This is a genomic window from Opitutus sp. (assembly GCA_024998815.1).
Lineage (GTDB): Bacteria > Verrucomicrobiota > Verrucomicrobiia > Opitutales > Opitutaceae > Rariglobus.
Map to the genome: position 1 here is coordinate 65,411 of JACEUQ010000001.1, position 22,064 is coordinate 87,474.

A 22,064-nucleotide genomic window follows, 5' to 3' on the forward strand; every position below is an offset into this window, starting at 1 on the left:
CTCAGATTTCGGAGGCGGCCTCGGCGGCGGCTTCAGGCACGCCAAAGTATTTGCGTTTAACCAGGCGCCAGGCGGTCACGATGAAGGCGGTCAGGGGAATCGCCAGCACCATGCCGAGGATGCCGTTGAGCGCGGTGCCCCAGAAGAAAATCGAAACCATGATCGCGATGGGGTGCAGGCCGGTGCGATGTCCCATGATCTTGGGGGTGAGGTACCAGCCCTCGGTGGCTTGCACGCAGCCGAATACCAGCAGCACCAGTCCGACCAGCGACATGCCGCCGCCGGGTTGCAGCAGTGCCAGCGGTAGCGCCACGCTCATGCCGAGGATCGTGCCTAGGTAGGGCACGATGTTGAGGATTCCGAGCATCATGCCGATGATCAGTCCAAATTTGAGTCCAACCAGCGAAAATCCGGTGGCCAGCAGCGCTCCCATGATCAGCCCGATCATGAGCTGTCCCCGAAAAAAGGAGACGACGATGGAGATGAACTCCCGGGCGAGAAATACCACGTCGTCGCGCAACGCCGGCTTAAGAAACGGCAGTTGTTTTTCGAGATTGTTGGTCGGCTCGCGACTCGAGAGCAGAAAGAAAAACAGGTAGATCGGGACCACCGCCAGGTGGGTGATAAAACTGAAAACGTTCAAGACGCCCAGGCCCGCGGACTTGAGCGAGGGCAGGGCGAGCGCACCCAGTTCGTCGGCTTCGCCCGCCAGCCGACTAACGATGGCGTGCACGGTTTTGTTTTCCATCTGCCGCTGGGCAAGGGCGACCCAATCGGGGTAGTGTTGTTGAAAGTAGGCCAGCGCGTGGTTCCAGAACTCCGGGACGAAGGCGATGAAGGCGAAAATCTGCTGAATCAGGGCGGGGGTGACGGCAAAAAGCACTGCGGCCACCACGAGAGCAAACAGGCTGTACAGGGTCACCACCGCGCTTGTCCGGCGCAGTTTCAGTTTTCGTTCCAGCAGCTCGACGGCCGGACGCATGATGAGCGCGATGATACCGGCAACGGCCAGCGGCCAAAGCACGCCGGAGAAATGGCCCACCAAAAAGGAGAGCACGATAAATACACCGACGAGCAGCGCGATGGTGGCAACCAGCGCGGCCAGTCCGAGCGAAAAGCCCACCATGCGGCGCTGACTCGGGGTTAATAGCTGCGGTTCGTGCAATTCAGACATGCGGGCAACATCACGCATCTGCGGGCGCAGACGCCAGCCGAAAGGCGGGCGCCGACTCTGCCGCCTTGCGTTCGAGGCGAATTGATTACGGTGTCGTTTTTAGCACATGCAGGCCGCCACTCACATTCACGTCAAAGGCGCCCGGGAGCACAACTTGAAGAACCTCGAGGTGCGCATCCCGCGAGGCAAACTCGTGGTCATCACCGGCCCGTCGGGCTCGGGTAAATCGTCGCTGGCCTTCGACACGATTTACGCCGAGGGCTACCGCAAGTACATGGAGTCGCTCTCCACCCAGGCCCGCCAGGTCCTTGAGCAACTCAAGCGGCCCGACGTCGATTTTATCCACGGTCTTTCACCCGTGCTGGCGATCGAGCAGCGCACCGGCGGCGGCTCGCCGCGCAGCACCATTGCTACCGTGACCGAGATTGCCGATTACGCCCGCCTGCTGTGGGCGCTGCACGGCTCGCCGCGTTGCCCCAAGGATGGCGGCCGAGTCGTGCAACGCTCGCTCGATGACAACGTCGCCCGCGTCCTGCGCGAGGCGGCCGGCGAGCGCATCATGATCCTGGCGCCCGCCCTCCAGGCCAAGCCGTCGGTCTTGCGCGAGGAGCTGCCGCGCCTGCGCCAGCGTGGGTTTCAACGGGTGCGCATCGCCGGGGTGGTTAAAAACCTCGACGACCTCGATCTGCTGCCAGTCGGCGCGGGCTCCGCCGAGCTGCTGGTCGAGCTGGTGATCGACCGTCTGGTGGCGGTCGCCGACCAGCGCAGCCGCCTTGCCGACTCGCTTGAACTCGCCTTCCGCGAGGGCAAGGACCGCGCACTTATCCTCGCGCAAAAATCGGGTGACGCCCCGTGGCGCGAGTTGAGCCTGAGCCAGTCGCTCGCCTGCGAGGTGTGCGGCGATGTGTTTGAGAAACTCACCCCGCGCCACTTTTCGTTTAACCACTCCGAGGGTGCCTGCGGCTCCTGCGGCGGGCTCGGGCGCAAACTGCGCTTCATCCCTGAATTGGTCATCCCCGATCCGGCGAAATCGGTGCGCGGCGGGGCGATCAAACCGTGGCGCATCGGCGGCAAGAATCTCATCATTAAACACAACGCCCAGCTCAAGCAGCTGGCCGAGCAGCTCCCCTTCGACGCCGATATGCCCTGGCAAGACCTGCCCGAGGCGACCCGCGAGCTGCTCCTCAACGGTGCCGGGGAGCGGCTGTTTGCCTTTAAGCTCAAACGCATGCGCGAGCCCAAAGCCATGCCCTTCGCCGGTATTCTGGGCGACCTAGCTGACACGTTCCGCGATACGGATAGCGACGGGTTTCGCGCCCGGTTGACCACCTTCATGATCAGTGGCGAATGCCCCGAGTGCCACGGCACGCGGCTCAACGCCCGCAGTGGCGCGGTCACGGTGGCGGGTAAAACCAGCCCGCAATTCTTCGCGCTCGATGTCGGCGACGCCCACGCGTTTGCCACCACGCTGGTCGCCGAGTTGGCCGACAACGAGGCGCTGCGCGAGATCGTCACGGGCATTGAGCAACGCCTGCGTTTCCTGCTCGAAACCGGTCTCGGCTACCTGACGCTTGACCGCGACTACGACACGCTTTCCGGCGGCGAAGCGCAGCGCGTGCGACTCGCCACGCAGCTCGGCATGGGGCTCATGGGCGTGATCTACGTGCTCGACGAGCCGAGCATCGGCTTGCACCCGCACGACAACCAAAAGCTCCTCGAAACGCTCCGTGAATTGCGCGACCGCGGCAACACGGTGCTGGTGGTCGAACACGACGAGGACACCATGCGCATCGCCGATGAGATCATCGAGCTCGGACCTGAGGCCGGCACCGAGGGCGGAAATATTCTTTTTCAAGGCACGCCCGCCGCGCTGATGGCGTTGTCGGTCCAGCAATCGCGCACGGGGCCGTTTCTCGCCCGCACGCGCTCGGTCACCCGCGAGGCCAAGGCGAAACGTCCCGATGGGCTCTTCCTCACCGTGCGCGAGGCGCGCGCCAACAACCTGCGCGACGTCGATGCGCGTTTCCCTGTCGGTCTGCTCACGGTGGTTACCGGCGTATCGGGCTCGGGCAAAAGCACGTTGGTCAACGACGTGCTGGCCGCCGCCGCCGCGCGTAAACTTAACGGTGCAACCAAGGTCACTCCCGGCCTGCACCGCCATATCGAGAACCTCGATCAGTTTGAGAAACTGGTGCAGGTGGACCAGTCGCCGATCGGCCGCTCACCGCGCTCCAATCCGGCGACCTACGTGGGGTTACTCGACCTGTTGCGCGACCTGTTTGCGCAGGTCCCGCTGGCCAAGGTGCGCGGCTACAAAGCGAGCCGTTTTTCCTTCAACGTGCGTGGCGGCCGGTGCGAGCGTTGCCAGGGCGACGGCATGATCAAACTCGACATGCAGTTCATGGCCGACGCCTACGCGCCGTGCCCGAGCTGCGCCGGGCGGCGGTTTAACCGCGAAACGCTGGAGATCCTTTTCCACGGCAAATCGATCGCCGATGTCCTCAATCTCACGGTGCGCGATGCGATGCAGCTGTTTCGCAATATCCCGCGCGTCATGGACAAACTGGAAACGCTCAACGCCGTGGGGCTGGGTTACCTTACGCTCGGCCAGTCCGCGACCACGCTCTCCGGCGGCGAGGCGCAGCGGCTCAAGCTGTCGCTGGAGCTGAGCAAGCGTCAGCAAGGGGGGACGCTCTACGTTCTCGATGAGCCGACGACCGGCCTGCATTGGGTGGATATTCAGCACCTGATGGACCTGCTGTTCAGGCTGCGTGATCAGGGCAACACCTTGATCGTAATCGAGCACAACCTCGACGTGATCGCCCTGGCCGACTGGATCATCGATCTGGGGCCTGGCGGCGGCAGCGCAGGCGGACAGATTGTCGCCACCGGTTCAGTGGCGGACATCGAGGCGGCGCCCGCAAGCTTGACGGGACTTGCGCTCAAACGCTGGCGCGCCAGCGTTTGAGCGTGAGGGAGTTGGCGAGATTGATCGGGCTCAAGGCGGGTGTTGCTATCGGTGTTGTGGGATGCGCTGGGGCCCATGTTGGCCAACCCGACGCCGGACTTGCCGAGCGGCATGAAGACGGCACTATTGCCGCCATGCCCATGACCCTGGATCAAATCGTGGAAGAGACCCGTTCATTACCGCATGATGTGGTTAATGATTTGGTGGATCGTATCCTGTTCGCTGCTCACGGGGGGCAGGATCCCGTGCAGTCGCGGGCTTGGTCGGACACGGTGCAACGTCGTATCGGAGAGATTGAGAGCGGCCAGGCCCAGCTGATTCCGCTTGAGGATGCACTGGCGCAGGCCCGCCAACGCATTGGCCGGTGAAACGGGAAATTCATGCGGAGGCGCAGGCCGAATTTCTGGCGGCGCTCGATTATTATGCCGGGATAAGTCCGGTCTTGGCTTGCCGATTTTATGACGAGATTGAGCGGTTGATGATCGAGGTAGGCGCGGCGCCTAAACGGTTTCGTCTCTATGATCCTCCTGCACGTCGGCATATCGGCAGGGATTTCCCTTATGCCGTCATTTATCTGGAGCGGTCTGATCACGTTTGGATCATCGCGGTGATGCCGCTCCATCGGGCACCCGATTACTGGAAGCAGCGCCTCACCTGACGCTGCATCCGTCGTTGAGACCGCCTGCCTAACCTAGTTTTTGACCACGCGGGAGTCGCGCGCGACTTTCTTGGTCTTGGGGTAATCGGCGATGGCGTGCAGGCCGCGGCTTTCTTTGCGCTGCAACGCGCAGGCCACAATCATCTCGGCGACTTGCGTCAGGTTGCGCAGTTCAAGCAGGCGGGCGTCGACCGAGAAATTCCAGTAGTAGTCCTGGATTTCGCGGGACAGGTTTGCGATGCGCGTGCGGGCCCGTTCCAGCCGGCGCGTGGTGCGCATGATGCTCACGTAATCCCAAAGCGTCCGGCGCAACTCGTCCCAGTTGTGGGAAACCACCACGCGTTCGTCCACGTCACCGCCGCCGAGGTCCACCCAAGCGGGCACCGCAGGGACCGGCAGGCGCAGGGCTTTTTTGAGGTAGCGGTCCACCGAGAGTGAGCCGCGGTGGGCCATGACCACCGCTTCCAGCAGCGAATTGGACGCGAGGCGGTTGGCCCCATGCAGGCCGGTGCAGGCGACCTCGCCGCAGGCATAGAGGCCGGGAAGCGAGGTTTCGGCCGAGAGGTTGGTGGCGACCCCGCCGCAGGTGTAATGGGCGGCCGGCACCACGGGAATCATCGCCTTGGCAATGTTGATGCCGATGTCCTTGCAGGTCTTGTAAATCAGGGGGAAACGGGTGCGCAGGAACGCCTCGTTGCGGTGCGTGATGTCGAGCCAGACGTGGGCCACGCCGCTTTTCTTCATTTCGGTGTCGATGGCGCGGGCCACGATGTCGCGCGGGGCCAAGTCGGCCATCGGGTGGTAGTCCTTCATGAAGGCCTCGCCGGCGGCGTTGCGCAGGATGGCGCCTTCGCCGCGCACCGCCTCGGTGATGAGGAAACGCAATCCGCTGGTTGAATACAGCGCGGTGGGGTGGAACTGGATAAACTCCATGTTGCGCACCTCGATGCCGGCCCGGTACGCCATGGCGATGCCGTCGCCGGTGGCGATGTCGGGATTGGTTGTGTAAAGGTAGGCCTGGCCCGCGCCGCCGGTGGACAACATCACCACCGGTGCCTCAAAGGTGAGCACGTGCCCGTCGCGCACATCGAGGGCGTAAACCCCCAGCACGCGGTCGTCACGTTTAGGGGTTTTGGGCGCGAGTTTGCGGCGCGTAATTATGTCGATCGCGAACATGTGCTCGTACATCGCGATGCGGGGCTCCAGCGAGAGCGCCTTGATCAGCGCGGACTCGATGGCCTTTCCGGTCATGTCCTTGACGTGCAGCACGCGGCGCTCGGTGTGGCCGCCTTCGCGACCGAGGTCATAGCTGCCGGAGGCGTCCCGAGAAAATTCCAAGCCGAGCTCGACCAACTCCTGAACGCGGGCCGGGCCGTCGCGCACGATTTCGCGCACCACTTTTTCGTCACACAAGCCGTCGCCGGCCACGAGGGTGTCCTGCACGTGCTTATCGACGTCGTCGGTTTTGCCGGTGACCACCGCGATGCCGCCTTGGGCATAGTTGGTGTTGGATTCGGCCTGGTTTTTCTTGGTCAGGATCGCCACCGAACGGCCCAGCCGAGCGGCCTTCAGCGCGAAGCTCAGTCCGGCGATGCCGCTGCCGATCACCAGGACGTCAAAAGAAGGTCCGGTGCTCACAGGATTTCGTTATCGATTAAACGCACTTCGTCGACCCAGACGGCGATGGTCATCACGCCCTTGCCCAGGGTGATTTCGCCCTTGATGGCTTCCATCGTCAGCCGGTCGACAATCGACACATAAATGATGCGTACGCGGCGCTGTTGGCCGATGAGGTGGGTGGCTTCGGCGATCAGGCGGTCCACGCGGCGTTCGCCGGCGGCAACCATGTCGGCGGCTTTGCGCAGGGCGCGGTGGATCACCAGGGCCTCACCGCGCTGGGTCGTCGTCAGATAACGGTTACGCGAGCTCAGGGCCAGTCCGTCGACTTCGCGCAGGGTCGGGCCGACCACGATCTCGACGTTAAAATTCAAATCGGTGACCATCTTGTTGATCACCGCGACTTGCTGGGCGTCTTTCTGGCCGAAAATCGCCATGTGCGGGCGCACGATGTTAAACAGTTTTGCCACCACCGTGGTGACCCCGCGGAAATGTGCCGGCCGTGACGCGCCTTCGAGCGGCTTGGCGATGTGCTCCTCGATCACGTAGGTCGAGTAATTCTTCGGGTAAATATCCGCCGCTTCCGGTGCGAATACGTAGTCCACGCCCGCCGCTTCGCATGCCGCCAGATCCGCGTCGAGTTGCTTCGGGTATTTGGAAAAATCCTCGTTCGGTCCGAACTGGGTCGGGTTGACGAAAATCGTCACCACCACGACTTGGGCGAGCCCCTTGGCGATCGTGACTAAGCTGAGGTGCCCCGGGTGCAATGCGCCCATGGTGGGCACGAGGGCGAGGCGTTGGCCTTGGGCGCGCAGGCCCTCGGCGAGCGACTGCATCTGGGAAACGGACGTGATGGTTTGCATGAAACGGGTGGGGCGCGCGGAACAACGCGAGGCTTGAACTAAGCTTCGCCGCCGCGCTTATTCAAGTTTTTCGCCCAGTACTACGCACTTTTTAAACCCACCCACCATGATCCGCATCAACGAGAACTACCTGAAACTGAAGGCCTCTTACCTGTTTTCCGACATCGCCAAGCGCGTGACGGCCTACACCACCGCCAATCCCGATAAGCCGATCATTCGCCTCGGCATCGGCGACGTCACCGAGCCGCTCGCTCCCTCGGTGCTCAAGGCCTTCCACGCCGGCGTCGACGAAATGGCCCAGCGCGCCACCTTCAAGGGATACGGCCCCGAGCAGGGCTACGCCTTCCTGCGCGAAGCCATCGCCGCCCACGACTACACCGCCCGTGGCTGCCCGATCGCCGCCGACGAGATTTTTGTCTCTGACGGCTCCAAGTGCGACTGTGGCAACATTCAGGAAATCTTCGCCACCGAGGGCCTCAAGCTCGCGATACCCGATCCGGTGTATCCGGTTTACGTGGACACCAATGTCATGGCTGGCCGCACCGGCACCAATCTCGACGGTCGCTACGCCGGTATTACCTACTTGGATTCGACGCCCGCCAACGGCTACGTGCCCGCGATTCCCGGTGTTGCCACCGACCTGATTTACCTCTGCTTCCCGAACAACCCTACCGGTGCCGTCGCCACCCGCGAGCAGCTCACCGCCTGGGTCGCCTACGCGAAGGCGAACAAGGCGCTGATCCTCTTCGACAGCGCCTACGAGGCCTACATCCGCGATCCGCAAATCCCGCACTCCATCTACGAAATCCCCGGCGCCGACGAGGTCGCCATTGAGTTCCGCAGCTTCTCCAAGACCGCCGGCTTTACCGGCACGCGCTGCGCCTACACCGTGGTGCCCAAGAAGCTCATGGCCTACGACCTGGCGGGTAACGCCCACTCAGTCCACGCGCTCTGGAACCGCCGCCACACCACCAAATTCAACGGCGTCTCGTATCCCGTGCAGAAGGCCGCCGCCGCGATCTTCACCCCCGAGGGTCAGGCCGAAGTGAAGGCGATGACCGACTTCTATCTGGCCAACGCCGCGCTCATCCGCAAGGCGATGACCGACCTCGGGTTCAGCTGCATCGGCGGCGACAACGCGCCCTACATCTGGATCAACACCGGCACCGATTCCTGGGCCTTCTTCGATAAACTGCTCAACGAAGCCCAGGTCGTCTGCACCCCCGGTGCCGGCTTCGGCAAATGCGGCGAAGGCCACGTGCGCATCAGCGCCTTCAACAGCCGCGAAAACGTCGAAAAAGCCCTCACCCGCATCGCCGGCGCGTTGAAGAAGTAAATTCGCCCGCAGGCTGTTTTTGGGTAATTCAGCGCGTGTTCATCCCGCAAAAGCCCCGACCGTTGGTTGGGGCTTTTTTATGCGCAAGCGGCGACCGTCTTGTAGCGTAGCGTCCGACGTCGCGCCTGTTTTATCCCGCGTTGGCGACGGCCATCACAAACAGCACGATCATCGCCAGCGCGCAGAGCAACCGGCCGATCGTTGAAAGCAGGAAACCCACTGCCGCGCCGACCCCCGCCAGCAACGACGCCCGGTTGGTTTTTTGCGCGATGAGTTTTTCGGCCACGACCGCGCCGAGCACGGTGCCGAGCAGCAGCATCGGCAGGGAGAAAAACATCCCGATCACCGCGCCGCCACCCGCGCCGAGCATCCCCCACTTGCCGCCACCGAAGGCTCGTGTTCCCAGAATCACGCCGACGAAATCGACGAGCACCGAAAGCAGTCAAAAACCGGCGATCCAGCCGAGCACCGCCCACGAAATGTCACCCGGCAGGAGCAGTTTGTGCACAACCATCGCCAGTAGGATCAGCGTGGTTCCCGGCAACAGCGGAATCACCACCCCGGCCAGGCCGATCAGCGTGAACAGGGCCGTGAGCGTCCAAACGACATAGGTTTCCATAAAAAGAGGGACAGCGGCGGGAGGTTAAAAGTAGCGCAGGTTTTGCCGCCAAAAAGTAGCGCAGACTTCCAGTCTGCATTGTTTTCGTAGGGCAAGTCCCCGAGGCAGACTGGAAGTCCGCGCTACTTTTCGGGCAATTTAATCGGCGCCCCGCCCCGCGCCCCCACGCCTCAGCGCAGGTGGCGCTCGATGAGCTTATAGAGCTCGATGGAGTTCTTTTTGTCGCCGCCGGTTCCCCAGCGGATCTTGAGGATCGTCTGGCGGCTGTTGATTTCGGCGATGCTCACGTAAACCTTTTCGTCCTTGGTTGTTCGCGCAAAAAGTTCGCCAGAAAAGGTCTCCAGTTTGCTGCTTTTGATCTCGAACAGGCCGAGCTCGCGAAACGCCTTTTGGGTGGCGGCATAGGTGGCCGGCGCAGTCGAGTTCACCACCATGCGGAATTCGTTGAGTTGGTAAACCGCCGTGGTGTCCCCGGAGGAGTCGAGGTTGACCGTGCTGCAGCCGGCGAGGGCGAACACGATCCCAGTGGCCAGGAGAGCGGAACGGAGGATTGGAACGGAGGTGATCTTCATACGATTAGGGGCTAAGCAAGTCGCACTCGGCACGGGATTCAAGCTATCCACGTGAAAACCAGTTTGCGGTCGGCCCTCGGGTTGGTTTATCGCTTTCCGCCTATGGCAAAGCCACTTGTCGGCATCATTATGGGAAGCACCTCCGATTGGAGCACGATGGAACACGCTGCACAGACGCTCAAAGCGCTGGGTATCGCCGCCGAGCATCTGGTTGTGAGCGCTCACCGCACTCCGGAAAAAATGTATGACTACGCCAAAACCGCGGAAAAACGCGGGCTGAAGGTCATCATCGCCGGTGCTGGCGGCGCCGCTCACTTGCCGGGCATGACCGCCGCGCTCACCCCGCTGCCCGTGCTCGGGGTTCCGGTGGAGTCGCACACACTCAAGGGCGTGGACTCGCTGTATTCGATCGTGCAAATGCCCGGCGGTATTCCCGTGGCGACCTTCGCCATCGGCAAGGCCGGGGCGATCAACGCGGCGCTCTTTGCCGCCGCCATCCTCTCAACGGGTGGCGACAAGAAGGTTAAACAAGCCCTCGACGCTTTCCGTGCCGAGCAGACCTCCAAAGTCCTCGACGCCAAACTCCCCTAAATCCCAGCTAGTAGCTCTCAGCTCTAAGCTAATAGCTCCCAGCTCCCAGCTCCAAGCTCTCAGCTCCCAGCTCCTTTCCCCATGATTATTCATCCCGGTAAAACGATCGGTGTCCTCGGTGGCGGCCAACTCGGCCGCATGTTCGCCCACGCGGCCGAGCGGCTCGGCTTTCGGGTGCACATCTATGAGCCCGAGGCCAACGGTCCTGCCGGCGAGGTGTCCGCTATGGAGGTTAATCGCCCCTACACCGACCTGGTCGCGCTGAAGGCCTTTGCCCACACCGTCGATGTGCTCACTTACGAGTTCGAAAACATCCCCACCGAGCCGCTGGGTGAGATCGGCCACCACGCCCAGTTGCGCCCGCATTGGAGCGTGTTGGAAACCTGCCAGAACCGCATGCGCGAGAAAAACTGGCTGCGTAAAAACGCATTCCCTCACGTGCCTTTCGCTGAGGTCGAGGCCGGCGACGACCTCGCCGCCGCCATCCGCCGCATGGGCCTGCCGTGCGTGGTGAAAACCGCCGACTTTGGTTACGACGGCAAGGGCCAGATCAAGGTCGCCGACGAGGCCTCGCTGGCCAAGGCGCTGGCCGCCTTCAGCAAACAACGCTGCGTCATCGAGAAATTCATCGACTTCAAGTGCGAGCTCTCGGTCATCGTGGCCCGCTCCAGCATTGGCGAAGTGAAGGCCTTTCCAGTCGCCGAAAACATCCATACCCGCCACATCCTCGACTTCTCCATCGTGCCGGCCCGGGTTAACGCTGCGGTGCTGGCCGACGCCGAGAAACTCGCCCTCGCCATCGTCGAAAAACTCGACGTCGTCGGCCTGTTGGCGATCGAACTGTTCCTCACCGACCGCGGCGAACTCTTGGTCAACGAACTCGCGCCGCGCCCGCACAACTCCGGCCATTGGACGCTCGACGCCTGCGTGACCTCGCAATTTGAGCAACACGTGCGCGCCGTGTGCGGCCTGCCGCTGGGCGATGTTTCGGTCGTCTCGCCCGTGGTGATGGTTAACATCCTCGGCGACGCCTGGAAATGGGACAACGGTTACCTCGCCGGCGACGCCAACTGGGAGGCGATTCTGGCCGAGCCCCGCGCCAAGTTACACCTTTACGGCAAAAAAGAGCCGCGCATCGGCCGCAAGATGGGCCACTTCACTGTCACCGCCGCCACCGCCGACGCCGCGCTCGACGCAGCCCGAGCGCTCAAGGCCAAGCTCTGATTGCCGGCCGCTCGGACCCGCCAAGTTCTTAAGCCTTAGAGCGTTTTAAATAAAGCTATAGCCACAAGTGGCCTGAAGTAGCGCAGACTTCCAGTCTGCATTCTCAGTCAAAGCAGACTGGAAGTCTGCGCTACTTCAAACGGCTACAGATTAAATTAAGACGCTTTAGGGCGGGCCCTGTGCAGCTCGGTGTAACCCCTCCGCAGTTTGTTTTTCCACCTCCAAAATTGCGCCTTGGATTCGGCGCCAGCGCCCGCCACCGTGTCGGCTTTTAATTTATGAAAATCTGCTGCATTGGCGCTGGTTACGTGGGTGGTCCGACCATGGCGGTGATCGCCCTGAAGGCTCCGGATATCCAGGTGACGGTCGTGGACATGAACACCACCCGCATCGCGGCTTGGAACTCCGACACCCTGCCCATCTACGAGCCCGGCCTCGACGCCGTCGTCAAAGAGGCCCGCGGCCGTAATCTCTTTTTCTCCACTGACGTGAAGGGCGCCATCGCCGCCGCCGACATCATTTTTGTCTCCGTCAACACCCCGACCAAGACCTACGGGGTCGGCGCCGGCCGGGCCGCCGACCTGCGTTTCATTGAGTCGGTTGCCCGCACCATCGCCGAGGTCTCGACCACGCCGAAGATCATCGTCGAAAAGTCCACCATCCCGGTGAAAACCGCCGAGACGATTCAGCAGATCCTCGCCGCCAACACCAGTGGCGTGTCGTTCCAGGTGTTGTCCAATCCCGAGTTTTTGGCCGAAGGCACAGCGGTGCCCGACCTCTTTAACCCCGACCGCGTCCTCATCGGTGGCGAACGCACGCCGGCTGGCGATGCCGCCGTGGCCAAGCTCGTCAGCGTTTACGCCCGCTGGGTGCCCACCGAGCGCATCCTCACTACAAACCTGTGGTCCTCCGAGCTCTCCAAACTGGTGGCCAACGCCTTCCTCGCCCAACGCATCTCCTCGATCAATTCCATCTCCGCGTTGTGCGAGGCGACCGGCGCCGACGTCGACGAGGTGGCCAACGCCATCGGCAAGGATTCCCGCATCGGTCCCAAGTTCCTCAAGGCCTCGGTGGGCTTCGGCGGCTCCTGTTTCCAGAAGGACATTTTGAACCTGGTCTATATCTGCGAAACCCTGGGTTTGCCCGAGGTGGCGGCCTATTGGAACGGCGTGGTGGCGATGAACGATTACCAAAAACAGCGCTTCTCGGCCAAAATCGTGCGCTCGCTGTTCAACACGGTGGCCGACAAACGCATCGCGGTGTTGGGCTTCGCTTTTAAAAAAGACACCAACGACACCCGTGAAACCGCCGCCATCAACGTGGTGCGCGACCTGCTCGCCGAGCAGGCCAACGTGGTGGTTTACGACCCCAAAGTTCCGGCCGCCGAAATCATCACCGACGTGCTCGGCAAAGGGCAGTCGAACCCGCGCCTGAGCGTGGCGGCCAGCGCTTACGAGGCGTGCCACGGGGCTCATGCCGTCGCGATCGTGACCGAGTGGGACGCGTTCAAAACCCTCGACTACGCGAAGGTGTTTGAGGGCATGCAGAAACCGGCCTTCCTTTTCGACGGCCGCAACATCGTCGATCTGGCCGCGCTGCGCGCCCTCGGTTTCCGTGCCCACGGCATCGGGCGCTGAGCGCGGACGGGGGCGGAGTCCGGTTATCCTCATTGGCGTTCAAGTTGAGGTATACGGCATCCTTGAGCTCACGCTCAAGGCCACACGCTTGACGAACACACTCCTCGTGGCCTTGAGCGTGAGCTCAGGGTGTTTAGATCGCCTGTCCTGCCGCTGAAGTTAAAGCGCTCCTATTCGGGCGCTCAGACCAGGCAAGGCGGCGGGGCAGTGAAATCTTTGTGGTAAATAACCTTGGGCGTCTCGCCTTGGTAGGCCACATACCAGCAGCCGATCTTTCCGTTGGAAGCAGTCCGGTGTAGCAGGCGGGCCACCTCGCCCTTACGGATTAAAACGAACGAATAAATTGAGCGGGTGGGCGTCCGGGTCAGGCCGAGTTTGATTAAGCCGGTGGTGTCGCAAAAATACCGGTGCTTTAAACTGGCGCCATCGCTCAGGCGGACCACTTCAATCGGGCACTCGCCAGCGAAGTCAGGAGGCAGGTAGAGATTTACGGCGAGAAAGAGGTCGTTGGCGGTATCTGCCGGGTCAGCGGCGGTGGCATGGACCTGGTACCGGTTTTGGATCTCAATCTGGGCACTCTCCAATTGGATGCCGCCGGGGATGGCTTTTTCCGCCGCGGGGTTTTCGGCATCGAGGTGGATCACGCAGGGGGCATTGCGGCTGCCCCAGAGTAAAGCGCGGCCGTGTTCACCGGTGACCACACGGCCCTTTAGTTTATCGAGTGTTCCGGTCCGGCTGAGAATGCGTAAAATCATGGGTTGTTAAAAAGGGGCGGCCACACGGTGGTCGCGGGCTGGAAGGGGTTTCACTGATTTGGGGTTTAAACAAGAGCAATGTCCGCCGGGGGCCACGAGTGCGGGGAACAGTTGGGGAAAACACCTTGAGCTCACGCTCAAGGCCACCGGGATTGTGTTCACGGAAGAGCGTGGCCTTGAGCGTGAGCTCAAGGATTCCGTAATGGCGTTCACGTCAGCGTGGCTTTGAGCGTGAGCTCAAGGATTCCGTAATGGCGTTCACGGAAGAGCGTGGCCTTGAGCGTGAGCTCAAGGATTCCGTAATGGCGTTCACGGCAGAGCGTGGCCTTGAGCGTGAGCTCAAGGATTCCGTAACTCTCAATATGTAATTGAATTAGTGTTAGCCCCTACCGGTTGAGCTTAGCTTTCAGGTACGGCGCGGTGGGGCTGCTCTTGAGTTTCAATAACCCGGCCAGCGGGCCTTGGTACAACAGCTCGCCGCCGTCGGGGCCGCCCACCGGGCCGAGTTCGACAATATAATCAGCCTCCGCCAGCAGGTCCAAGTGGTGCTCGATCACCACCACGGTGTGGCCTTGCTCGACCAGCGAATGCAGCACGTGGATCAACTTTTCGCAGTCGCTCAGGTGCAAGCCGATGGTCGGCTCCTCCAGCAGGTAGAGGTTTTTAACCGCGATGCCGCGCGAGCGTTCCTTGTAACTGGCCAAGCCGTGGGCCAGCTCGGTCACCAGTTTGAGCCGCTGGGCTTCGCCGCCGGAGAGCGTCGGCGAGGATTGGCCGAGCGTGAGGTAACCGAGTCCGCAATCGACCATCAGTTTGCAGACCTGGGCGAGCTGCGAGTGGAAGTCGAAAAACACCGCCGCCTCCTCGAAGGTGAGTTGGAGAACTTGGCCGATATTTTTCCCCTTCCAGGTGATGTCGGCCAGATCCGCACTGTATCGCGTGCCGTGGCACTCGTCGCACGGCAGGTAGGTGTCGGGCATGAAGGCCATTTCCAGTTTGATCCGCCCGCCGCCGGAGCAGGTTTCGCAGCGCCCGCCGGCGGTGTTGAAGGAAAACCGGCCGGCCGAGTAGCCGTGGATTTTCGATTCGGGCAGCGACGCGAAGAAGGTGCGGATCAGGTCGAAAATCCCCAGGTAGGTCGCCGGGGTGGAGCGCGGGGTTTTACCGATGGGCGACTGGTCGACCTCGATCACGGTTTTAAAGCCCTCGGCGCCGCGCAAATCGAGGAACGGCACGGTGCCGGCCGGTTCGGGGGCGAAGCCGGTGGCGTTGAGGAATTCGCGGCCGGTGAGTTTGGACTTCTTCTCCTTGATCGCGTGGCTGACCGCCGGGTAAAGCACGTCGCGAAACAGGGTGGATTTACCCGCCCCGCTGGGGCCGGCGACCATGATCAAGCGCCCGAGCGGCAGGCGCAGGTCGAAGTGCTTCAGGTTGCGGAAACACACGCCGTTGAGCGTGAGCCAAGTGAGTTCGGAGGGCATGAAAACGGGGGCGATAAGTAACCGCGCTTTGGGTGCGATTGTTTATGAAAGCAGGTGGTAAGCAGCGGGTCCGCCGATAACGCAGGTGGTGTCGAGGCCGCGGTCGAACGTGGCTAGCCGCGCGTGCCGAGAAACGGCGAGGGCAAGCAGGTAAATGTCGGTCAGTTGGTTTGCGGTGGGTAAACGCGGGAAGCGGCGTGCGTCGAGTAGCGAGTGGTTGTCGGGCCAGAATTGGTGACCTGGGGCGGCGGTGAGTTTTACTAGCAACTCGCGGGCGGCCGCAGTGGAGCCTGGACCGCGCGGATAGGCGGGATTGCCGAGGATGCGCATGAAAGCGTTTTCGGTCAGCGGGCAAGTGGCCCAGCCGTCGCGCACCGCATGTTCGGTGAAAAAGCGCAGCGCAGCATCACCATGGGGGTGACCGGCCTCGCCTAACGCGATGAGCAGGTTGGCGTCGAAGAGAAACATCAGAGTGGTCGGTCGGGGTTTAGGGCGCGGTCGAGTTCTTCTTGGTCGATGGCATCCTGAATTTTTTGAATGTCCTCCATCGTAACGACGACACCTCGATCTCGTTTGAGCCGTAGAATGCCGAAGGGCCCGGTTTCGTAGAGAGTGGAGTCGAAGGCGGGCGTGGCTGGTGCGGGCTGCTGGATTTCGCGGCGTAGGGCGTGCTCGACGATGGCCTTGAGCGTGGTGTGGCGGCGGGCGGCGACGGATTTGGCCTCAATCAGCAAATCGTCAGGAAGATCCAAGGTGGTTTTCATATATGGGCCACGATATGGTTTTATGGGTGGGGTGCAAGTTGTGGCGCACGAGGGGCGTCGATTTTATGCGCGCCGAGGCTTTTGGGGTTTGGGGGCGGGTACCGGTCGATAGGAACCGCGCAAGGGGTGGGCGATGCCTTTGGCCAAAAACAGGCCAGTTAACGATTTCGCGCTGGCTTTGATTTCGGCGGGCGTGCCCTGGGCCAACAATTCGCCTCCGTGGCGGCCGGCGGCAGGCCCGAGGTCGATGATTTGGTCGGCGCGCTCCATCAGCTCGTCGTCGTGCTCGACCACCAGAAGGGTGTTACCTTTGTCGCGCAGGGTGAGCAGGGTTTCGATCAACCGGTCGTTGTCGCGGGCGTGCAGGCCGATGGACGGCTCGTCGAGTACGTAGAGTACGCCGGCGAGGTTCGTACCCAGTTGCGCGGCCAGGCGGATACGCTGGGCTTCGCCGCCCGAGAGCGTGTCGGTGGGCCGGTCCATGGCCAGGTAGCCGAGACCCACGTGGTCGAGGAATTTTAACCGTTCCTGGATTTGGGGGACGATGTCCTGGGTGATCAACCGTCCGCGTTCGTCGAGCTGGAGCGCGCCGAGCAGGGCGATGAGTTGTGCGGGCGTGCTGGCGAGCAGTTCGGGCAGGGAAACGGTGGACGGAAGCTGGGAGCTAGGAGCTCGGAGCTTTGAGCTGGTTGGGGCGTTGAGGTGCAGCCGGACGGCGCGGGCGATGCGGTTGAGGCGTTGGCCGTGGCAGTCCGGGCAGGGCGTGCCGGTGTCGGCTAGGTCGTCGCCGGAGACGATGCCGAACTCGCGCAGGCGGGCGGCGGGATCGTCTTCGTTGTCCTCAACCGGTTCGAGCATCCAGGGGAACACGCGACCATGGCCTCGGCAGGTCGGGCACCAGCCGCGCGGCGAGTTGTGGGAAAACTGCTTCGGGTCGAGCTCGGGGAAGGACTCGCCGGTTTCGATGTCGGTGCGGGTGGTGGAGAACCACGAAAGCACGTCGCCGGTGGGCAAGGCGATGAAGCAGGAGCCTTTGCCGAGCTGAAGGGCGCGGTCGAGTGCGGCGGAAGCGGAAGTTTCGGAAGAAGTCAGAGGTCGGAGGTCAGGGGTCGTGTCGGAAGGGGACGTGGCGGAAGAAGTCAGAGGTCGGACGTCAGAGGTCGGAGTTTTTTTTGCTGATGTTCGGCCCTCGGACTTCTGCTTTTTGCTCTCTGACTTCCGATTTCCGACATCTGATGTCTGACTTCTGACATCTGACATCTGTTTCAAATCCGCGACGACCACCTCGATGTCGTGTTCAGAGTAGCGGTCGAGTTTTTGGAAGGTGTCGACGCGCAGAAGGCGGCCGTCGGCGCGCATGAGTTCGTAGCCGTGGTCGGCGATCCAGGTGGCGATGGGCTGGTGGTGGCCCTTGCGGCCGCGGATCAGCGGGGCGCAGAGGTAGAGATGCTTCGCCTTGGTGGCTTTGGGCGAGGCGAGGACGGTGGCGAGGAGCTTTTTGAGCTGGCCCGGGGTGAGCGGCTGGACCGGTTTTCCGGTGTCGGGGTGGTGTTGCACGCCCATGCGGGCGTACAGCAGGCGCAGGTATTGGGCGACCTCGGTGATGGTGGCGACGGTGGACTTGCGCGAGCCGCGGGTGATGCGCTGCTCGATGGCGACGGTCGGCGGAATGCCGGTGAGCCGGTCGATGGCGGGGCGGGGGAGTTGTTCAACGAACTGGCGCGCGTAGGGCGACATGGACTCCATGAACCGCCGCTGACCCTCGGCAAAAACGATGTCGAAGGCCAGGGTGGATTTGCCCGAGCCAGACACGCCGGTGACGACGGTCAACTGGCGATGGGCGATGGCGAGGGAGATGTTTTTGAGGTTGTTCTCGCGGGCGCCGGTGAGGGTGAGCTGGGAGCTGGGAGCTAGGAGCTGAGAGCTTTGAATTGGGAGCTTTGAAGTGGGAGATGGGAGATGGGAGCTATTAGCTCTTAGCTCCAAGCTCATAGCTCCTAGCTCTGAGCTGGCTAGGGCTTCGCGGAGAAAGGGGGCGGTGGCCGTGGCGGCGTGGGCGACCACGTCGGGCGGGCCTTCGGCGATGATTTGGCCGCCGTCACTGCCGGCTTCAGGGCCGACTTCGATCAGCCAGTCGGCGGATTTTAACACGTCCAAATTGTGCTCGATCACCACCACACTGTGGCCGCGATCGACCAGCGCCTGCAGCACAGCGATCAGGCGTTTGACGTCGTGGCGGTGCAACCCGGTCGTCGGCTCGTCCAAAAGGAGCAACGCTCCTTTGAGCGGAGAGCTGGGAGCGGCGAGCTTGGAGCTAGGAGCTCGGAGCGGAGAGCTGGTAGCTGGAAGTTCGGCGCTGAGGGAATGGCTCATGGGCCTACCGGCAGACCCCGCAGCCCGTTTCAATTTGGCACTAGGCGTGTTGGGGGGCGCGGCAGAAGTGTCACCTAATAGGTGACACTCGCCGGAGAAGCCGCTGAGGTATTTGACGAGTTTTAACCGCTGGGATTCGCCGCCGCTGAGGGTGTTGAGCGGTTGGCCGAGCGTGAGGTAGCCGAGGCCAACTGACTCCAGACTGGCGAGGCGGCTGCGGATCGGCGTGTGATTTTCGAACAGCGGCAGCGCGTCGGTCACGCTCGTCGCCAGCAGGTCGGACACGCTGAGGCCGTTCCATTGGATCGCCAAGACTTCGGGTTTGAAGCGACGGCTTTCGCAGATCGGGCAGGGGACAAATACGTCGGACAAAAACTGCATCTCCACCCTTTCGTAACCGAGGCCTTGGCAGTGGTCGCAGCGACCTTCGCCGCTGTTAAAGGAGAACGACGAGCTGTTAAAACCAGCGGCTTTGGCGGCCGGCTCCTTCGCGAAAAGTTCGCGGATCAGCTCCCACGCCTCGGTGTAAAGCGCCGGATTGGATCGCGGGGTGCGTGAGAGCGGCGACTGGTCGACCAGGACAATCTCGTCGAACAGCTCGTCGCCGGTGATTGCGGCGATCACGGCCGGATCGTCGGTTAACTGGAGGCGTTTCGCCAGCAGGCCCTGGTGAATCACGTTGTCCAATAGCGTGGATTTGCCCGAGCCGGACACGCCCGAGAGCGCGACGAGGCGGTGCAGCGGCAGGTGGAGGGTGACGTTGCGCAGGTTGTGTTTGGAGGCGTCGGTGAAGGTCAGCCAGGCGGGAGGTAATGCACAATGTCCAAGGTCCAATGACCGATGACCAATGGCGGAGGGGGAGGGGGGCAATGCACAATGTCCAATGTCCAATGCGCAATGACCAATGCCCGATGGGGAATGACCAAGGCCCAATGACCGATGACCAATGTCCGAAGATTTTGGCGCGATGGGGGTTACCGGGCGGCGGGTGGCGGGGGCGGCGATGGTTTCGCGGCCGGACAGGTAGCGGCCGGTGATGCTCGCTTCGGAGGCGAGTAGGGCGGGCAATTCGCCCTGGAATACAATGTGGCCGCCGCGCGTGCCGGGTTCGGGGCCGACCTCGATGAGGTGGTCGGCGGCGCGGATCATGGCTTCGTCGTGCTCGACCACCACCACGGTGTTACCGGCGTCGGTTAACGTGCGGATGATCGCGATCAGCCGCTCGATGTCGCGGGGGTGCAGGCCGACGCTGGGCTCGTCGAGGACGAAGAGCGTGTCCACCAGCGAGGTGCCGAGGCAGGAGGTGAGGTTGACGCGCTGAACTTCGCCGCCGGAGAGGGTTTTGGAGCTGCGGTCGAGCGTGAGGTAGCCGAGCCCGACCTGTTGCAGGTAACTCAGGCGGGTGCGGATCGAATCGAGGGCGAGGTCGGCGGCGCTGGCGCCGCCGCTTGGAGCTTGGAGCTTTGAGCTTGGAGCTTCGCGCAGCCGCGCGAGTAGCTCGGCGACGGGAGTCAGGTAGAGTTCGGGCAGGGTCTTGCCCTGCCAGCGCCAGCAGAGCGATTCGGGTTGGAGGCGCGTGCCGTGGCAGGTCGGGCAGAGGTTATAGGTGCGGTAGCGCGAGAGGAAAACCCGCACGTGCATCTTGTAGGTGCTCTTTTCCAACCAGCGGAAAAAGCCCTTTACGCCGTACCAGGCGCGCGGCCATTCGAGGTCGTTCTCCCCGTAGCCGGGCTCGCCGTTGATCACAAAATCACGCTGCTCCGGCGTCAGGCTGCCAAAGGCGACATTCGTCGGGATTTTCTTCCGTTTGGCGATGCTCTTCAGGTCGTCTTTGGACGCGCCGTAAACCTCGCCTTCCCAGCATTTGATCGCGCCGTCGTCGATCGAGAGCGTCACGTCAGGGATAGCCAGGCGGTAGTCGATCTCGATGATGCGGCCAAAGCCCTTGCAGTGCGGGCAGGCGCCGAGCGGGGAATTGAAGGAAAACAGTGAGGGGGAGGCCGCGCGGAAGGTGCGGCCCGTTTCAGGCGAGTGCAGCCCGCGCGAATAGTGGCCGAGCGGCGACGAAGCTAAGAGCTGGGAGCCGGGAGCTGAGAGCTCGGCGGAGAAGACATAGAGTTGTCCCTGGCCGAAGTGCAGCGCCTGTTCGGCGGCTTCAAGGAAACGAGCGCGGGCGTCGGCGGTGAGCGTGACGCGGTCTTGGGCCACGAAGAGGGCGGCGTTCGGGGCGAGCTGGGCGTCGAGGGCTTCGGGATTGGCTAGCAGGTCGTCGATGCGGGCGACGGCGAGGTGGCCGTCGAGCGTCGGCGTGAGCACGCGGACGTAGGACTGGCCCTTGAGGTGGGTGAGGATTTCGTGCCAGGTGAGCTTTTCCGGTTTGGTGACGCGGAAGGCGACGATCACGGCGGCGTCGGGGGCGCTGGCGTGGGTTTTTTGCCAGATGGAGGCCGGGGTGTCGTCCTCGACCGGTTTGCCGGTGGCGGGGTCGAAGCAGGTGGCGACGTGGCTGAACCAGACTTTAAAGAAATCGGTTAACTCCGTCATCGTGCCGACGGTCGAGCGCGAGGTTTTAACCGTGTTGGTCTGCTCGATGGCGATGGACGGGCGGATGTTCTCGATCGCGTCGACTTGAGGCTTGTCGAGCAGGTCGAGGAACTGGCGAGTGTAGGCGGAGAACGTCTCGACGTAACGCCTCTGGCCCTCGGCGTGAAGGGTGTCGAAGACGAGCGAGCTTTTACCCGCGCCGGACAGGCCGGTGACGACCACATAGTTGCCCAAGGGCAGGTCGAGATCGAAGCCCTTGAGGTTGTTTTGGCGAACCCCGCGCAGGCGGATGCATTCGGGCTTTCTCGAGGCGAGGGAAGGGGATGCGGATAAGGAGGGACGAACCACGGCGGAGACGAAGCGCAGTGATTTGCAGAAAGCAAACCGGGATGCGACCTGCGAGCAGCTCAGATTTCCCCCTCACTTGAGCCAAAAACTTAGCAGGCAGTAAATTTAAGAGTGTTGAATCAACAATCCACGGCAGTTTGGCCGCGAAAGAACGCAAGGAGCGCAAAGACCAAACACTGTATTTCTATGCGTTCTCTGCGTTCTTTCGCGGCTAAAAGGATCGAAGTATTCCGTTGATTTTGCAGTACCGGCAGATGCGACAACTTAAATGTTACTGTCTGACAGAGAGACTGCGCTGAACGCAACGCGGCGCACTCTTCCAGCGCAGGGCACTTGTGCTTAATGCCTTGGACGAGCAGGTGCTTAGCGCTCCCCTACAATAGTGCTATCGGCCGCTTTTTCGTTGGCTTTGGGCGCGAGGGTGAGGGTGGCGCCGTTGGTCTTGATCGCGGCGGCGATCGCGGGGCTTGGGCGTTGGTTGGTGACGATGGTGAATTTATCCTAAATCCGGCAATAGAAACTAGCCAAAAATCACGCAGG

The 22,064-nt window shown here is 62.3% G+C and carries 14 protein-coding genes and 4 pseudogenes; 7 read left to right on the plus strand and 11 right to left on the minus strand.

The window, feature by feature from the left end; translation table 11 throughout:
* Position 1: 1 nt before the first annotated feature.
* A complete protein-coding gene (locus H2170_00250) occupies positions 2–1,174 on the minus strand; it encodes an AI-2E family transporter (GenBank protein MCS6298525.1) in 1,173 nt (390 codons plus the stop codon).
* 106 nt (positions 1,175–1,280) lie between these two features.
* On the opposite strand from H2170_00250, the gene uvrA reads away from it, so the two are divergent.
* The 3 genes from uvrA (at position 1,281) to H2170_00265 (ending at position 4,800) form a co-directional block, all read left to right on the plus strand.
* The gene (gene uvrA / locus H2170_00255) at positions 1,281–4,142 is read left to right on the plus strand and encodes an excinuclease ABC subunit UvrA (protein MCS6298526.1); all 2,862 of its coding nucleotides are present in this window, start codon (positions 1,281–1,283) and stop codon (positions 4,140–4,142) included.
* 140 nt (positions 4,143–4,282) lie between these two features.
* Positions 4,283–4,510, plus strand: coding sequence for an addiction module antitoxin RelB (locus tag H2170_00260; GenBank protein ID MCS6298527.1), 228 nt, complete (start codon positions 4,283–4,285; stop codon positions 4,508–4,510).
* The gene (locus tag H2170_00265; GenBank protein ID MCS6298528.1) at positions 4,507–4,800 is read left to right on the plus strand and encodes a type II toxin-antitoxin system RelE/ParE family toxin; all 294 of its coding nucleotides are present in this window, start codon (positions 4,507–4,509) and stop codon (positions 4,798–4,800) included. Before H2170_00260 ends, H2170_00265 begins: the two co-directional genes overlap by 4 nt.
* 33 nt (positions 4,801–4,833) lie before the next feature.
* On the opposite strand, the gene nadB is transcribed toward H2170_00265, so the two are convergent.
* Together nadB and H2170_00275 are read right to left on the minus strand one after the other, a co-directional pair.
* The gene (nadB, locus tag H2170_00270; GenBank protein ID MCS6298529.1) at positions 4,834–6,438 is read right to left on the minus strand and encodes an L-aspartate oxidase; all 1,605 of its coding nucleotides are present in this window, start codon (positions 6,436–6,438) and stop codon (positions 4,834–4,836) included.
* Positions 6,435–7,280 carry a pantoate--beta-alanine ligase gene (locus H2170_00275; protein ID MCS6298530.1) on the minus strand — a complete coding sequence of 282 codons (846 nt, stop codon included), beginning with the start codon at positions 7,278–7,280 and terminating at the stop codon, positions 6,435–6,437. The genes nadB and H2170_00275 overlap by 4 nt, the downstream gene beginning before the upstream one ends.
* A 106-nt stretch (positions 7,281–7,386) precedes the next feature.
* Between H2170_00275 and H2170_00280 the strand changes: the two genes are divergently transcribed.
* Entirely contained in the window at positions 7,387–8,616 is a 1,230-nt protein-coding gene (locus tag H2170_00280; protein MCS6298531.1) for an LL-diaminopimelate aminotransferase, read from the plus strand.
* 130 nt (positions 8,617–8,746) lie between these two features.
* Here H2170_00280 and H2170_00285 read toward each other — a convergent pair.
* Positions 8,747–9,235: pseudogene (locus tag H2170_00285) on the minus strand (DUF456 domain-containing protein).
* A gap of 170 nt (positions 9,236–9,405) precedes the next feature.
* Positions 9,406–9,807, minus strand: coding sequence for a DUF3568 family protein (locus H2170_00290; protein ID MCS6298532.1), 402 nt, complete (start codon positions 9,805–9,807; stop codon positions 9,406–9,408).
* A gap of 102 nt (positions 9,808–9,909) precedes the next feature.
* Here H2170_00290 and purE point away from each other — a divergent pair, with 102 nt between their 5' ends.
* The 3 genes from purE to H2170_00305 all read left to right on the plus strand — a co-directional run bounded on the left by purE (position 9,910) and on the right by H2170_00305 (position 13,259).
* Positions 9,910–10,398 (plus strand): 5-(carboxyamino)imidazole ribonucleotide mutase, encoded by a 489-nt coding sequence (gene purE / locus H2170_00295; protein ID MCS6298533.1) that lies wholly within the window; start codon positions 9,910–9,912, stop codon positions 10,396–10,398.
* Positions 10,399–10,479: 81 nt separating this feature from the next.
* Positions 10,480–11,622 carry a 5-(carboxyamino)imidazole ribonucleotide synthase gene (locus H2170_00300; protein ID MCS6298534.1) on the plus strand — a complete coding sequence of 381 codons (1,143 nt, stop codon included), beginning with the start codon at positions 10,480–10,482 and terminating at the stop codon, positions 11,620–11,622.
* A 278-nt stretch (positions 11,623–11,900) separates the two neighbouring features.
* Positions 11,901–13,259: a UDP-glucose 6-dehydrogenase gene (locus tag H2170_00305; GenBank protein ID MCS6298535.1), complete on the plus strand. Its 1,359-nt coding sequence runs from the start codon at positions 11,901–11,903 to the stop codon at positions 13,257–13,259.
* A gap of 182 nt (positions 13,260–13,441) precedes the next feature.
* Here the strand turns inward: H2170_00305 and H2170_00310 are convergent, their stop codons facing one another.
* The 6 genes and pseudogenes from H2170_00310 to H2170_00335 all read right to left on the minus strand — a co-directional run bounded on the left by H2170_00310 (position 13,442) and on the right by H2170_00335 (position 21,176).
* Entirely contained in the window at positions 13,442–14,014 is a 573-nt protein-coding gene (locus H2170_00310; protein MCS6298536.1) for a hypothetical protein, read from the minus strand.
* Positions 14,015–14,400: 386 nt separating this feature from the next.
* Positions 14,401–15,477: pseudogene (locus tag H2170_00315) on the minus strand (excinuclease ABC subunit A).
* Positions 15,478–15,537: 60 nt separating this feature from the next.
* The gene (locus tag H2170_00320) at positions 15,538–15,966 is read right to left on the minus strand and encodes a VapC toxin family PIN domain ribonuclease (GenBank protein MCS6298537.1); all 429 of its coding nucleotides are present in this window, start codon (positions 15,964–15,966) and stop codon (positions 15,538–15,540) included.
* Entirely contained in the window at positions 15,963–16,259 is a 297-nt protein-coding gene (locus H2170_00325) for a hypothetical protein (protein MCS6298538.1), read from the minus strand. Before H2170_00325 ends, H2170_00320 begins: the two co-directional genes overlap by 4 nt.
* Positions 16,260–16,364: 105 nt before the next feature.
* Positions 16,365–17,348: pseudogene (locus H2170_00330) on the minus strand (excinuclease ABC subunit A).
* Positions 17,349–17,522: 174 nt separating this feature from the next.
* Positions 17,523–21,176 (minus strand): annotated as a pseudogene (locus tag H2170_00335) (excinuclease ABC subunit A).
* Between the last annotated feature and the right edge of the window lie 888 nt (positions 21,177–22,064).

What these genes read in the sequence shown, in the direction of transcription:
- H2170_00250 (MCS6298525.1), bottom strand. Translation starts at nt 1,174, where the DNA reads ATGTCTGAATTGCACGAACCGCAGCTATTAACCCCGAGTCAGCGCCGC.
- uvrA (MCS6298526.1), top strand. Translation starts at nt 1,281, where the DNA reads ATGCAGGCCGCCACTCACATTCACGTCAAAGGCGCCCGGGAGCACAAC.
- H2170_00260 (MCS6298527.1), top strand. Translation starts at nt 4,283, where the DNA reads ATGACCCTGGATCAAATCGTGGAAGAGACCCGTTCATTACCGCATGAT.
- H2170_00275 (MCS6298530.1), bottom strand. Translation starts at nt 7,280, where the DNA reads ATGCAAACCATCACGTCCGTTTCCCAGATGCAGTCGCTCGCCGAGGGC.
- H2170_00280 (MCS6298531.1), top strand. Translation starts at nt 7,387, where the DNA reads ATGATCCGCATCAACGAGAACTACCTGAAACTGAAGGCCTCTTACCTG.
- H2170_00290 (MCS6298532.1), bottom strand. Translation starts at nt 9,807, where the DNA reads ATGAAGATCACCTCCGTTCCAATCCTCCGTTCCGCTCTCCTGGCCACT.
- purE (MCS6298533.1), top strand. Translation starts at nt 9,910, where the DNA reads ATGGCAAAGCCACTTGTCGGCATCATTATGGGAAGCACCTCCGATTGG.
- H2170_00300 (MCS6298534.1), top strand. Translation starts at nt 10,480, where the DNA reads ATGATTATTCATCCCGGTAAAACGATCGGTGTCCTCGGTGGCGGCCAA.
- H2170_00305 (MCS6298535.1), top strand. Translation starts at nt 11,901, where the DNA reads ATGAAAATCTGCTGCATTGGCGCTGGTTACGTGGGTGGTCCGACCATG.
- H2170_00310 (MCS6298536.1), bottom strand. Translation starts at nt 14,014, where the DNA reads ATGATTTTACGCATTCTCAGCCGGACCGGAACACTCGATAAACTAAAG.
- H2170_00325 (MCS6298538.1), bottom strand. Translation starts at nt 16,259, where the DNA reads ATGAAAACCACCTTGGATCTTCCTGACGATTTGCTGATTGAGGCCAAA.